Here is a 14012-nt window from a genome sequence, read left to right as displayed (position 1 = left end):
TTAATTTATGCCCAAGTCCAACATCAATAAGCAATGCTATAAAAATTGTCTTAATCTTCTCCAAAGACCTTGGTATATCCGATATATCCTATCAACAGAACACCCCCTAAGACCATCAAGAATACATTGAAGGGAATATATGAGAAGAAATAGAAATGAATTCGATTGGAAATCCACGAAAAGAATATAAAAACTAATGACATCAACATCAACCCCTGAATAAACTTAAAGGCAGGAATCCTGTTGAGGGGTAAGCGCTTCTTCGCAAGAATAATTGAGCAAATTACATGATATGGGGCAGATAATAATAGGAGGATATCAGCTTCTTTGCCTATTCTTCCCCATCCTCCTGTGTTACTGGCATAGGCGATGTAACCAGCAAAAACCATAGCAGCAAAGGCGGCAAGACTTAAATTTACGCTTAATACAAAAGGTTCTTCTTTAGTACCTGGAATGAGTACACAAATGTAATAAGCGATCCAAGGAGTCAAAATCATTAACAGAAGAACGGGCAACTTATAAAGTGTTAGAAGGCTTTCTATAGTCATAACAATTGCTCTTAATTTCAGAAACTCCTCTAAACCAACTATTTAAATTAATGACATCTCATGATGGATTATGCGATCGCTTACCCATCATGTATTTAATTTCAACAAATTATAGCAATCCTAAATTGTTTGTGGAAGCTTACCCCGAAGGGATGCACTTCCACAAACCCCAAAATTTAAAAATGATTTAGAACTGCTATAGCAATGCAAGTTTGCTTAGAATATAAAAAAGCTGGGGCGCACGCGCAGCGTGCGCCCCAGCTTTTTCTCTGGTTTTGAGTGGATGTGGTGCGGGCTTCGCCCACTTCACATCCACTCGCGTAAGTTCTAAAGTTTTTAAGTTGGATTTTACTATAAGTAAAACAAACTACTATACGCCGACCTTACCCGACTCCATAATTGGATAAAACCAATGGGGGCGCATCAACATAACTGTATCAATTACATGAATAACACCATTATCTGCCTCAATATCCGCAGCAATCACCGTCGCGTTATTTGCTTCAAAACCTTCCTCTGAAATATTAAGATCAATTTGAGAACCTTCAAGGGAAGTGAGGGATTTAATGCCGATTAAGTCTTCTCTTTTATATTTGCCTGCAACTACGTGGTAGGTCAGAATACGTGCTAATTGAGGGATATTTTGAACTAGGGTGGTAATTGTGCCAGCAGGGAGTTTTGCAAAAGCCGCATCATTGGGAGCAAATACTGTAAAAGGTCCTGGACTTTGTAATGCTTCTACTAAACTTGCTGCCGATACTGCGGTGACAAGGGTAGAAAAGCCTTCATTATTAACAGCGATATCAACGATTGTAGTCATAGTTAGTTCCTGAGATTTAATTACTTACTGATGTTACTTGGAAGTCTTCTAAAGCCCTCACCCCTAGCCCCTCTCCCGCAGGAGAGGGGAACAAGAAAATAATTTAGGTTTTGCTCCCCTTCTCCTGCGGGAGAAGGGGCTAGGGGATGAGGGGCGAGCCTATTTCTACGTAACATCAGTTACTTACAGCGCTTTTCACTCAACCCTGAACTAAGGAATTTTTTAAAAGTGTTACTCCGCAAGACTTTTAAAAAATTCCTTGTGGTTAGTTTGAGTGTAATTAACGATAGTTTTGATCTTGAATCATGGCAATTCTGGCAGCCTTATCCATGCCGTATTTAGGGTTGCAGAAGCGATTGAGTTGTCCCTCAAAATAATGGCGATTGGCTAACAGATGTTTGGGATTAGGATCATCAAGAGGATAGAGAAATGCAGCTCTACCTGCTTGAATTACGGCTGAAGTAACGTTGTACATTGATCGCTGAAAACTCACTGCCAACTGAATCAAGGTGTCATCTTCACCCCGACAGAATTGCTTGTAATAGTCCACTAAGTACTGAGGTAAGAAGTGGTACATATCCTGATGTAACAAAGTTGGGGGAATCCCTGCTGAACCTACGGGGAATTTATCTGCATATAAAATCCCATAGTGGAAATCATTCTGATCCTTAGGGATTTCATTTGCCTGAGCATTGTAGGACTTAGTGCCACGGAAGGGAGAAGTACGATAAAACACTGCCTCAACATAGGGGAATGCTGCTTCATAGAGCCAAGTGAATCCCTTCGATTTGGGGACAATATCCAGCCATTCACCACCAATATTGACACGATGATAAATAGGACGACCTGCGATCGCAAAGATGCCATTTACCAAGAAATTCATCGCATCGGGGACACCTTTAAAGCCGCCTTCGTCGTAAATATCAGACATCTCGAAAAATACGGGAGCCATGATTTCCCAGAACAGTCCTAAAACTGAGGTCATGGTTGCTTGACGACATTGCTCTAAAAATAACTCAGGAAAGAGTTTATACAGTCCCAACATGACGGGATTGTTTTTAAAATAAGCCCGAATAGCGCGATCGGCATTTTGGCGATATTCCTCCGAATCCATATAAGGCTCTAGTTCGCCGCCCATATTCCGATGCCAGAACATTGCCCGCATACATTCTTCGGCAAACTCCATATTGATGCGATCGTGATAGAGATGATGGAAGAGTTTGGGGATTTTCGCGTTCAGTTCTCCCTTAGACATAAACTCTAACAACTCAGGATGAGCTGTTGCCTCACCACGCCAAAAACGCCAATCAGCATCATCACCTGCATAGTGATTGCGTAAATCGAGGTATTCCTGAGGCAAAAAGTACTTAAATGCAGGAAGTGGCTCTAGAAATACCTGTTCCGCTATGTAAAGCAAATCCCGCCAATAGAAATCCATCGGCACTGCATAAGCCTTATAGAGTCCGATTATTTGCATTAAGTTTTCGGGCGTGTCAGGTAGCATGGAGCCGCCTGCTTCTAACCTATGGATTACTTCGGCATAGGGATGTGTGGATGGAGGCAGTTGTGTGGTTGGTGGCACTAAAGTAGCTGTCATAGTTTTATCTTTCCTGTATTGATCTTTCCTGTATTAATAGAGCAACTTGCATTCAATGGCGACCCAGAAGCTAATTACGGTAATTAGTCCATTAGTCTTTAATGAGAGGAGATGACAGAGATTCAGTTAGATTTTGTGAAACAAGGATATTACCTTCTACTTGCTCAGCAATCTTGACTGTTGCCTTTTCACTCCATTTGACTAGCCATACTGGTTGAACTCCTAGGAAGATAATCAATCCAGTCAAAATTAGGGCAGGTAATTGTTCAAGACCACTCACTTTGGGATAGTATGCCGTCGCATTATCCAATTTGCCAAAACAGGTGCGATTGAGCAAAATCACGAAATAAACGGCAGTTAAACCTGTGCCAAGGATGGAGAAAATCGTTGGAATGGGGAATTTTGTGAAAGTACCTTGGAAGACTAGAAACTCCGCAATAAATCCAACTAGTCCGGGGATACCCGCACTCGCCATCCCACCTAAGATCAACAGAGCGCTTGTAGTTGGCAGACCACGTAAGGGATTGAGCAAGCCATTGAGCAAATCTAAATCTCTGGTTCCAACTTTCTCTTCGATTACGCCAACTAGATAGAACAATAAGGCTAGAACTAAGCCATGACTAACCATCTGACCAATACCACCGATGAGGCTCAGAGGAGTTGCAGCAGCAGCAGCCAAGAGAATATAACTCATGTGACCGATCGAGCTATAGGCTACCATCCGTTTGATATCCTTTTGGGCGATCGCTACCATTGCTCCATACAAAACCCCTAAACCTGCCCAAATTGCGATATAGGGAGATAAGAGCGTCCAAGCATCGGGGAATAGACCAACACAAAAACGAAATAGACCGTAGGTTCCTAATTTTGCAACGATACCACCGAGCATCATTACTGTGGGGGTTGCAGACTCCACGTAGGTGTCAGGTAGCCAAGTGTGGAATGGGACAAAGGGCGCTTTGATGCTAAATCCTAATAGTAGAACTATTAGCAAAGTAAGTTGAACTTCTAAAGGTAAGGAAAGAGTTTGGAGAGTGGCATAGTCAAAGATCGGTGTGGGGTTAGCGGTAAGCCAACCTAAAGCTAAGAAGCCAACTAATACGAGTATGCCTGAGACTGCGGTGAAGATGAGAAACTTCATTGCAGCATAGCTACGCTGTAAACCTCCCCAAACTGCGATGATGAGATATAGGGGAATTAATACTAATTCGTAAAACAGGACAAACAAGAGGGTATTAGTTGAGAGCATAGCTCCACTTACCCCTGCATGAATTAATAGCATTAATACTTGGAAGAGCTTGAAGCGTTCCTTGATTTGGCGCTCACAAAAACAAATAATCAGCCAAGTAAGTAAGCCATTGAGGACGACTAAAGGTAGGGAGAGTCCATCGACACCAAGGCTATAGTTTAAGCCAAGATTTTCGAGCCAAGGTAGGTTCTCGGATAGCTGAAAAGCGGCAAGATTAGTATCAAATTGCTTCAGAAGTAGCACATCGAGGATAAGGATGGCACTGGCAACAATGATTGCGCCTTTTTTGGATTGATTTTGGGGTAGCAAGGCGATCGCTAAAGCACCAATTACTGGTAGCCAAATTAACGCACTGAGCATAATTTTATGTCCAACTTAAAAGATCCAGATTTAGAGAGTCCGATTGAATAGCAATAACAGGAGAACGCCAATGCCAACCATGATCGTTAGCGTATAGAGTTGTAACTGTCCAAAGGTGCTGTAACGTAAGTTTTGCCCACTAAACAGGGTGGCTAGACCAAAAAGATTGCCGACTCCATCAACAAAGAAGCGATCAAACCAGTACATCGCATGTGAGACGCTATCTACCAGTCCTACAATTGTGACTTTATAGAGTTTGGGCGTATAGAAGTCGTAGGCAAAGAAATTTTGGAGATCTCGCCAAGGAAGTTGAATTGGCTTACTGACTTGCTCATTGAGATAGAGATATCCACCTGCGGCTAGTCCCATGCTGCTTGAACCTAAGAGCAGTAAAGATTCAGGCTTGAGTATGACTGCCCAAGCGGGGATAATGCCCCAAGCTGTCAGCATTTGAGGAGTGTGTAAAACAATACCTGCCAAAATAGTCATCGGTAGAACAATGAGCCATAGCGGTTCTACGGATCTTTCGGTCATTTGCTTGGGTTTACCACCCCAAATCAGTCCGAATACACGCATTAAGCTGAAGGCAATCAGTCCGTTAATCAATAGCAAAAGTTCGGCTAAGGCGATGTTCTTTTGCCAAAGTTCGGAAATCAAATCCAGCATTGCCCAGAAACCACCAAAGGGAGGGAATGCAATCAAGGCAAGGATGCCTACTAAGAAACATAAACCAGAAACGGGGCGGCGTTTCCAGAGACCACCAATCAAAGAGAGGTCTTGGGTAACTGCGTTAGAAATGATGCTACCAATGGACATCAATAGTAGGGCGATCGCTAAGGCATGGGACAAAATCAAAGTATAGGCACTGTGAATATCATCAACACCAACGGATATAAAAATTAGTCCCATAAATGCACTGGTCAAATAGGATAGCGATCGCTTGATATCAATTTGAGCAATGGAGATTAAGACGGTTCCAAGGGCAGTCGCTGCACCAATGGCAATCACTACCTGCTGTGTCAAAGGGGATATGGAAATGAGAGGCTGAAGTTTTACTAATATCCAAGCGCCTGTTGCCACAACTACGGAATTACGCAGGATGGTGCTAGGTAAAGGACCTTCCATTGCTTCGTCGAGCCAAAGATGCAATGGGAATTGGGCGCATTTACCCATAGGTCCAACAATTAACGCTAGGGTCACGAGAGAAATAGTCGTCGGATTAATATCGGTAGTCCTTGCCCATTCTGCTAGTTCGGTAAAGTTCCAAGTGCCAGTGAGGGGTAGCAAACCAACTACACCAACTAATAGAAATAAGTCGCCAACGCGCTTAGTTAAAAAGGCATCCCTTGCACCAGTTACCACGAGGGATTGGTTATACCAAATACCAACCAGCAAGTAGGTTCCTAAGGTGAGGATTTCCAGAATGACGTAGCTAAAAAAGAGGGAATTGCAAAGAACGAGAGAGCACATCCCTGCTTCAAAGAGTGCGAGTAAAGCAAAGAATCTGCCCCAGCCCCAATCCATTTCCATGTAACCCACTGCATAGATCTGAGCGAGGAGATTGATGCCCGCAATCAAAACGATCGCACCAATGTTCAGATCAGAAATTTGGAGGTCAATGGTAAAGTTTAGCCCTCCCACTGCTAGCCAAGGAAAGGATAGTGAGTATGCTGGCTGTCCCCAAGCTACGGTCAAGGCGGCGATCGCATGAACAAAGGATAAAAATGTCATCAGGATATTGACGTAGCCTGCTGGTCTTGGTCCCGTTTTGCGGGTAATCGCGGGAAACCAGATGATCGATAGCATCGCTCCTATCAGGGAATAGCAGGGAATCAGCCAGATCGTGTCCAGCCAGTTGTTTATCATATAAACTCTATTTATTTACAAAAAACCATAATTAAATTTCTATGATTATTGCAAAGATATCTCTAAATGAAAATACCTAACTTCATCAGTATTTTTCTATGGTTACTATAAGAGAGGGCTTGGATCATATTTTTTAGTAGTTTTTGATCAGCGCTCTACCATGCAATTAACTATGCGCTAAAACCTCTAAATCTTTACTAGGTCTTGGTTAGGAGTGTTTTTTGACTTTGCCTCTAATCGACGTGTTAAGTCAAGTATGGGAGTGATCGGTTAAGTTTCATAAGTACTGATTATGATAGGGTTTAGAAATTGATCCTATTTGTGGGTTCTTGGCTTATGGTTTCCACTGCCCTACAACCAGTCACCTTGACTGAGTTTATGCAACTTCACAACATCGAAGAATCTCCAGCTTGGGAACTACTCCATGGACAAGTCTTGCAGAAGCCAATGCCTACCTTCTATCACAGTCTTTTACAAAAACACTTAGTTAGGGCGATCGACAATACCAACAGTATCTATGAAGCTTTTCCAGAACTGCGTTGTATTTTGAGCAAAAACTCAGTAGTTCCAGATATAACAATTGTCCATCAAAGACGTATACCTGTTGCAAATCAGCCAATCCAAGGTGCGCCAGACTGGATCATCGAAATTCTATCGGTAGACCAAAGCGTTACTAAATTAATCGCCAAAATTCAGGATTGTTTAGCCGAAGGTACGCAACTTGGTTGGTTAATTGATAGCCAAGAAGAGGTAATTATGGTCTTTGTACCCGATCAGCCTTTACTACTGGCTAGAGGAGATATGGCTTTAACGGTTTTAGATGAGATGGCTTTACAACTTACGCCCAATCAAATTTTTGGTTGGCTAAAACGCTAACAAGGAGGAGGGGGCGCGGCGCGACTTCTCCTTATTATTTACCACCGCTTACTTTGGCTTTGTAGCCTAAACCTAGCAAGATTTGTAATATTTTCTGAGCGCAATCACCTTGAATCTCGATCGCTTGATCCTTTGCTGTACCACCTGCGCCGCATTGATTTTTTAGCTGTTTGGTGAGCTTAGCGAGATTTTCGGGTGTAGTTTGAAAGCCTGTCACTTCAGTCACAGTTTTACCACCACGACCTCGGCGAGTAGCTTGAATGCGAATATTTTGCTGTTGTGGTGGCAAATCAACCCCATTATTATCGGCATCGTCTTCTTCTGGTGTGCCGAATTCTCGATAAACTACACGATTTTTAGTCATAGCTTTTTTTATAAATCATAGTAAAAAAAGGCTTAAGCCATTTCTTTACTATGATTCTGTCCATGCCGATCGCCATGCTAATTCAGCTTCAGCAATCATCTTTTGTTGATGTTTTTTGGCTAACTCATTTTGCAAATGCGCTAGTCTCGCTGATAAAACGCGCATTTCGCCACGACAGGACATCACATTGCGATCGGTAAACTCAATTTCGGCAAGACGAATGGTCATCTGAGGCGTTTTATCGTCTTGAGCCTTGGGGTCTGGGGCGTTTAAAACTTTATGCTCAACTAAAAGCTGGTTTAGGGTCTCGATGCTTTTGTTGAGGAGTTTACTGAGGAGGTTATCGAGATTTTCTTGATTGGTGCGACTGTCGCGATCGCATTCTTCGAGGGTCTTTTGCATCTGATCGCAGAGAGACTGAATTGTTTTGCGTAGAGATGCTTGCAGTTTCTGCCGCTCTGATAGGGATAGTGCCAGAAATGCGTCAGGACATTTTTGAGTACAAAAACTAAAGACGGTGAGCAAAATTTGTTGCTGCACAGCTTTGGCGATCGCCTGTGAGTACTCTAGATGAATGACATCGATACGACTGATCACATCAGCGATCGACTGTTGGATATTTTGAATATCTTTATCAATACGCACCAGCGTCGTCATAATTCACAGCTCAAAAATGCACAGTATTTACAGCGATTGTTATTTTGTCTGAGGCAACATAACAACTTAAAAACCTTACTGAGATTGATTTTTTGTTTTCAAATGAGCATATGCTCATTTGAAAACTTATATAGCTAAGAGGCTGGATATTACATAACACCCAACCTCTTGAACTTTATTTCTTTTTCTTCTTATCTTCTTTTTTGTCTTTTTTAGGCTCTTCAGCAGGAGCTTCTGCTACAGGAGCAGGGGCTTCTACTACAGGAGCAGGGGCTTCAGGAGTTTCAGAAGCAATTTCTTCGCCAACTACAAAACGGACAAAGCGACGCACCTTAACGTTTTCGCTGAGTTTAGCACCAGTTTGCTTAACCAACTCGTCAACGGTAATGCTTTGATCTTTGATATATGGCTGATCGAGTAGGCACAATTCTTTGAGGCGCTTTTCGATACGACCAAGTACAATTTTGTCGCGGATGGCTGCGGGTTTGCTAGCAAGGTCGTCTTTACCTGCTTCGATTTGCTTTTCTTTTTCGACAAATTCGGCAGGAATATCAGCTACGCTGACGTATTCTACGTTAGGGCTAGCAGCAATTTGCTTAGCTACGCTGTCAGCTAGGTCTTTAAGTTCTTCACGACGGGCTACGAAGTCGGTTTCGCAGTTAACTTCGACTAGCACACCAATACGGCTACCAAAGTGAATATAACTATGAACGATGCCTTCTGTGGCAGCACGGCTTGCTTTTTTGACCGCAGAAGCTAGCCCTTTTTGTCTGAGGTATTCGGTAGCTTTGGTGAAATCGCCTTCAGAATCAACTAGAGCTGCTTTACAGTCTTTGATACCTGCACCAGTTCTGGCGCGTAGTTCTTGAATTTGTTGGGTTGTAATGTCTGCCATATTAATAAGCTTGTTTTGGGATCTCTAGGGCAACATTTCGAGGAGCTTGGAGTTTTGCTCGTTGCCGAAAATATCTCTAAAATGTTGTTTGCAGTACTCTAAGTTATCACAATTCCGTGTACACAAGGTTTTCAAAATTTGGGGCGATCGCCTGAAAAACTACTCCACCATCCATCAGTCTGAGCGCTGCCTGCAAATTTGATTACCTGTTCTTTGGTCATTAAGTAAGCCCATGCCAAGCCTAGAAAACTTCCTGCGAGATCAAAAGTTTCTATCTTTTGACGATTATATAAATTTTCAGAAGTAGCCCGATCGCTTTGATAGTCTTCTAACCCATCCATAGCTTCTAAGATAATGTCATCGGGAAATGTAAGCACATATCCATATATCTGCATATTACCAATGGTCATCGCGGGATAACCCATCGGCAGAGCAAATAATTCACCATAGGCGATCGCCTGTTGCTGAGCGATTACTTTACCAGCACAATATTGGTCATAGTTAGATTCGTTAGGCTTGAGCGTGCCATAGACAAAGACATGGCATTGGTCAGGACTTGGGTGATTTTCTGTCATGATTTTGTCATGATATTTTTATATTCATGGGTTGAGCGAAGTCTAAACTCGCTTCTACTTTATGCTGATGCGATCGCCCCTATATCAGAGCTAACATAGAATGTAGTCGCCGTCCAGAAGATTATCAATAGGAAACCAGCATCGATGAGTAATGACAAAGATAGTTTTAAGGACAAATTTGCCTTTAAAGTGGAAGGTCTAGAATCTCTAGTAGATGATGTCAAGCAGTTGCTAAATCTCGATCAGCTCATCGATCTGGCGCAAAAACTCGAAGAGAAACAAAAATCTGGCGAGATTCACACAGAGGTAAATGTCACATCACGTCCTTTGTCCAGCATTCCTCGACGGAGTAATATTCCCCGATCGCCCCGTGCTGCTACGGCAACAGGTGGAAATAGCGAAGTAACATCGCCTGATGTGGTCAAACCTGAACCAACCTCAGAGCAATTTTCCAAGGACAAGCCCCAAGCGATCGCCGAATTAGTAGGTGGCTTAGGCGATACCCTAGCGCAATTGCGGGATTTAGTAGAGATTCCTCTCAAACGCCCAGATGTACTAGCCAAGTTGGGCTTAGAACCACCTAAGGGTGTGTTATTAGTGGGACCTCCGGGAACAGGCAAAACCTTGACGGCACGATCGCTAGCCAATGTATTAGGCGTAAATTACATTGCGATCGTGGGGCCTGAAATTATTAGCAAATATTATGGCGAAGCGGAAACTCGGTTAAGACAAGTATTTGAGAAAGCCGCCAAATCCTCCCCCTGTCTAATTTTTATCGATGAAATTGATGCGCTCGTTCCCAATCGGGCAAATGTGGAAGGAGAAGTAGAAAAGCGCCTAGTAGCACAGTTGCTAGGTTTAATGGATGGATTTGCGGAAACCAAGGGTGTGATTGTCCTAGCAGCAACTAATCGTCCTGATGCGATCGATCCTGCTCTCCGTCGTCCGGGGAGATTTGATCGCGAGATTATTTTTCCCATACCTGATCGCAAAGCACGTCGAGAGATTCTCGAAATCCATACGCGATCAATGCCATTAACCAGTGATGTGGATTTGGAAGATATTGCCGATCGTGCCTATGGTTATGTGGGAGCAGATATTAAAGGACTATGCCAAGTGGCGGCAACTAATGCTCTGCGTCGTCAGGTTGCCAGTGTAGTTGATATTCCTGAGAATCTGAATGTAAATCGTGAAGACTTTGAATTTGCGCTGAAGCAAGTCCAACCTGCTGTATTGCGATCGCTCCAAATTCAAGTTCCCAAAGTCCAATGGGCAGAAATTGGCGGACTCGCTACAGTCAAGCAAACGCTCCAAGAAGCTGTGGCAGGAGCATTAGTCGATCCCGCACTCTATGCCCATACTCGTGCTAAGGCGGCGCGTGGTGTGCTACTCTATGGTCCACCTGGAACAGGAAAGACTTTACTGGCAAAGGCGATCGCCACTCAAGCTCAAGCCAATTTTATTTCCGTTGCAGGTTCAGAGTTACTGACAAAATGGGTAGGAGCTTCTGAACAATCCATCCGTCAGTTATTTGCCCAAGCAAGACAGGCTTCCCCCTGTGTGATTTTTATTGATGAGATTGATACCCTTGCTCCTGCACGAGGTAGCTATCAAGGCGATAGTGGTGTCAGCGATCGCGTAATTGGTCAACTACTCACAGAACTCGATGGGTTGCAATCGGCGGAAGGATTACTCGTAATTGGCGCAACTAATCGTCGCGATTTTATCGATCCTGCATTATTGCGATCGGGCAGAATTGAACTGCATATGATGGTGGATTTACCTGATACCGATAGTCGTCGTGCGATTTTGGAAGTACATAATCGCGATCGCCCCCTTGATCGTCATCTCAATTTAGAAATCTGGGCAGAACGGACGGAAAATTGGAATGGAGCTGATCTTGCTTTCTTAAGTAACCGTGCGGCGATCTTTGCGATTCGTCGTCATCAACGTGATTACTCTAATCAATTAGAAAATCAACTAGAAAATTTGCGAATTACGAATGAAGATTTTGAACAAGCCTTTGCCGAAATCCAATCACAAAGAAATTAATTTGAGAGCGCATAGCGCCCTTCAATTAATATTCAAATACCCAAATTGCCCACCCTTTAGCAATTACTGTAATTACATAAGCTACAGAAAGGCGACTAGTTAATTTTTCCACTTCCGTCCAGTTAGAACTAGTCCGAAATAGACTATAGGTAAAACCGTTATAAGTAATTGCAGCTATGGGTTTATCTAAATCATCCAGTTTAATATGGTGATATCGAATTTGAGCAGGCAAAATTACAAAGTTAGATGTTTTCTGCCCTCCCAAACGAAGCAATTCACTTTCATTTAATGGGGCATTTTGTTCGGTCATAAATATTTTCCTACTCTCACTCCAGTTTAATATATAAGTAGCTGGGCGAAATTAAATATAAAACAACAAGCCCTGTGTTGTACGCGCAGCATACAACACAGGGCTTAGTTCTATTTTTAAGTTAATCTGGGCTTGTCTTCTGCAATTCCGACATCGTTTTCTGCACATCGATCGCAATCTGCAAGGTGGTATCAAAAATGCGTCCATATTCCTTTGCTTGCTCCCCTACCTGCATAGACTCAAAGGCATTTAAATCAATATCAAAGCGATCAGGATGAAAGTCAGGATGTTCGCGTAAAATCCGTTCCGTTTTTAAAGCCCTAACGATATCATTGCGAGTCATCCGCAAAGCCGCGATCGCGGCTTCTCGAGATTCTAATTTGATCGTATTACCTGCTTCTTTTAGTTGATCAAACACATCGATATCTCGTACAACCTTATTGCACTTATCAACTTCCGTAAATAGGCGTATCACAATTTTGGGAATTTCTAGTACAGGCTGTTTGGACTTTTTCCAATTTTGATCGATCCATTTAGTCAAAAACCAAGCCAAAATACCACTGGCGATCGCTAAAATCAAACATAGACAAATCGTCCCTAAAGTAGCACCCATCAAAACATAAATTGAGTAAATTGATGCTGCCAAAGCGATACAAAAACAGACGACCGTAACTTCAGCAATTTCAATAGCAATACTCAATGCCCCCAATAGTAAGCTAACTAACAGGATAATTCCTGTAAATCGTAATGCTGGTAAAAACATACCTGCAAATATAGCAAAGGAGACTGCCCCAACGCCTAAAGCGATCGCACGCTGAATCATTATCTGTCGCGGTGTTAAATGATTTGATTGCAACAACTTCTGGCGATCAAAACCAGTCAATTCCAAAAGTTCTGCTTCAGAAATTAATAACCGTTCCAGATCGGCTCTCATAATTTTGGCTACTATCGTTGTCATCATCATAGAACAAGGGGCTTAAGCCCCTTGTTCTTTAGGATTAAAAATCTTACTTCGCAAGATTTTTAATAAAGTTTTAGCCTAGTAGCTGAATATCACTAAAGATAATTTCGTAGTTTTTGGTTTGCCCTTGCTCGTTGGATTGCACAACTTGCTTAGTCATTACATAGTAATTGCCAATCTTTTCGTAGATATCCTCAAACCGAGATTGACGGACAATCTCATCATTCATCGGATTACGAAAAACCGCAGTGTAGAGAGAGGAAATGTAACCTTCGCCTGTATCCAAATGATCGAGGTGATTAATCACAAAGCCAATTCTACCCATGACACGGCTAACCATCGATATCTCTTTGCCACGTACTTTGTAGTTTGATCCCATCGAGTCACCCGTTACCAAAATCTCGACAGCTCCTGACTCATCGGTTTCGCCAAGATTAAAGCTCGATTTCCCATGAGCTTCTTCAAAGGTCTTGCGTTTGCGGTGGGTAACGACATCGCGCAGTTGATTGTACAGCCATTCCTGACCTTCATCAACGGATACCGTCTTTTCTTCACCACTAGGAGTGCGACTGGTGCGCTCAACTAACTGAGGTTCATCCATGCTCACTTCCACAGTCAGATCCCCATTGATGCGGGCTTTTCCTGTGCGAGCCACACCATTGATCGCTACCGATACATTGGCGGTTAGCCCAGGGAAGTTGCTATCCCATGTATAGCGATTTTCGTAAGCTGCCTGAAATAAATCACGGGCGTTAGTATCAAATTTAGTGTCTGGGGCTGCTGTAACCATTTTTTGTTAAACGTGTTGAGTATTTTTCTATTTTATCCCGAAACCCTATGAGCCTAGTGATGTTCATGGTATGTCATGCCACGCGCATCATT

15 protein-coding genes are annotated in these 14012 nt (G+C 42.8%); 3 read left to right on the top strand and 12 right to left on the bottom strand.

Annotated features, from left to right (window positions below):
- Positions 1 to 50: 50 nt before the first annotated feature.
- A complete protein-coding gene (locus NMG48_RS10310; protein WP_271255130.1) occupies positions 51 to 548 on the bottom strand; it encodes a hypothetical protein in 498 nt (165 codons plus the stop codon).
- Positions 549 to 598: 50 nt separating this feature from the next.
- Between NMG48_RS10310 and NMG48_RS10305 the strand changes: the two genes are divergently transcribed.
- Complete coding sequence (locus tag NMG48_RS10305) at positions 599 to 739, top strand: hypothetical protein (protein ID WP_271255129.1); 141 nt, start codon at positions 599 to 601, stop codon at positions 737 to 739.
- A gap of 179 nt (positions 740 to 918) precedes the next feature.
- Here the strand turns inward: NMG48_RS10305 and NMG48_RS10300 are convergent, their stop codons facing one another.
- The 4 genes from NMG48_RS10300 to NMG48_RS10285 all read right to left on the bottom strand — a co-directional run bounded on the left by NMG48_RS10300 (position 919) and on the right by NMG48_RS10285 (position 6440).
- On the bottom strand, positions 919 to 1368 hold the full coding sequence (locus tag NMG48_RS10300) for a fasciclin domain-containing protein (protein ID WP_271255128.1): 450 nt from the start codon (positions 1366 to 1368) through the stop codon (positions 919 to 921).
- Between the two features lie 280 nt (positions 1369 to 1648).
- Positions 1649 to 2965, bottom strand: coding sequence for a CO2 hydration protein (locus tag NMG48_RS10295; RefSeq protein WP_271255127.1), 1317 nt, complete (start codon positions 2963 to 2965; stop codon positions 1649 to 1651).
- Positions 2966 to 3056: 91 nt separating this feature from the next.
- Positions 3057 to 4574: an NADH-quinone oxidoreductase subunit M gene (locus tag NMG48_RS10290; RefSeq protein WP_271255126.1), complete on the bottom strand. Its 1518-nt coding sequence runs from the start codon at positions 4572 to 4574 to the stop codon at positions 3057 to 3059.
- Positions 4575 to 4604: 30 nt separating this feature from the next.
- Positions 4605 to 6440, bottom strand: coding sequence for an NAD(P)H-quinone oxidoreductase subunit F (locus NMG48_RS10285; protein WP_271255125.1), 1836 nt, complete (start codon positions 6438 to 6440; stop codon positions 4605 to 4607).
- 321 nt (positions 6441 to 6761) lie between these two features.
- Here NMG48_RS10285 and NMG48_RS10280 point away from each other — a divergent pair, with 321 nt between their 5' ends.
- A complete protein-coding gene (locus NMG48_RS10280) occupies positions 6762 to 7316 on the top strand; it encodes a Uma2 family endonuclease (RefSeq protein WP_271255124.1) in 555 nt (184 codons plus the stop codon).
- A 34-nt stretch (positions 7317 to 7350) separates the two neighbouring features.
- Here the strand turns inward: NMG48_RS10280 and NMG48_RS10275 are convergent, their stop codons facing one another.
- The 4 genes from NMG48_RS10275 to NMG48_RS10260 form a co-directional block, all read right to left on the bottom strand.
- Positions 7351 to 7680 carry a translation initiation factor gene (locus NMG48_RS10275; protein ID WP_271255123.1) on the bottom strand — a complete coding sequence of 110 codons (330 nt, stop codon included), beginning with the start codon at positions 7678 to 7680 and terminating at the stop codon, positions 7351 to 7353.
- Between the two features lie 48 nt (positions 7681 to 7728).
- Complete coding sequence (locus NMG48_RS10270) at positions 7729 to 8337, bottom strand: hypothetical protein (protein ID WP_271255122.1); 609 nt, start codon at positions 8335 to 8337, stop codon at positions 7729 to 7731.
- A gap of 175 nt (positions 8338 to 8512) precedes the next feature.
- Entirely contained in the window at positions 8513 to 9232 is a 720-nt protein-coding gene (gene tsf, locus NMG48_RS10265) for a translation elongation factor Ts (protein WP_271255121.1), read from the bottom strand.
- Between the two features lie 131 nt (positions 9233 to 9363).
- On the bottom strand, positions 9364 to 9807 hold the full coding sequence (locus NMG48_RS10260; RefSeq protein ID WP_271255120.1) for a gamma-glutamylcyclotransferase family protein: 444 nt from the start codon (positions 9805 to 9807) through the stop codon (positions 9364 to 9366).
- Between the two features lie 144 nt (positions 9808 to 9951).
- On the opposite strand from NMG48_RS10260, the gene NMG48_RS10255 reads away from it, so the two are divergent.
- Positions 9952 to 11859: an AAA family ATPase gene (locus tag NMG48_RS10255; RefSeq protein WP_271255119.1), complete on the top strand. Its 1908-nt coding sequence runs from the start codon at positions 9952 to 9954 to the stop codon at positions 11857 to 11859.
- A gap of 25 nt (positions 11860 to 11884) precedes the next feature.
- On the opposite strand, the gene NMG48_RS10250 is transcribed toward NMG48_RS10255, so the two are convergent.
- The 3 genes from NMG48_RS10250 to NMG48_RS10240 form a co-directional block, all read right to left on the bottom strand.
- Positions 11885 to 12169 carry a hypothetical protein gene (locus NMG48_RS10250; protein ID WP_271255118.1) on the bottom strand — a complete coding sequence of 95 codons (285 nt, stop codon included), beginning with the start codon at positions 12167 to 12169 and terminating at the stop codon, positions 11885 to 11887.
- Positions 12170 to 12290: 121 nt separating this feature from the next.
- The gene (locus NMG48_RS10245) at positions 12291 to 13133 is read right to left on the bottom strand and encodes a hypothetical protein (protein ID WP_271255117.1); all 843 of its coding nucleotides are present in this window, start codon (positions 13131 to 13133) and stop codon (positions 12291 to 12293) included.
- 70 nt (positions 13134 to 13203) lie between these two features.
- Positions 13204 to 13920 carry a DUF3386 domain-containing protein gene (locus NMG48_RS10240; protein WP_271255116.1) on the bottom strand — a complete coding sequence of 239 codons (717 nt, stop codon included), beginning with the start codon at positions 13918 to 13920 and terminating at the stop codon, positions 13204 to 13206.
- Between the last annotated feature and the right edge of the window lie 92 nt (positions 13921 to 14012).

Source organism: Pseudanabaena sp. Chao 1811, from assembly GCF_027942295.1.
GTDB lineage: Bacteria > Cyanobacteriota > Cyanobacteriia > Pseudanabaenales > Pseudanabaenaceae > Pseudanabaena.
The sequence above is the reverse complement of the archived record's forward strand: the minus strand, read 5'-3'. Positions and strand labels throughout refer to the sequence as shown.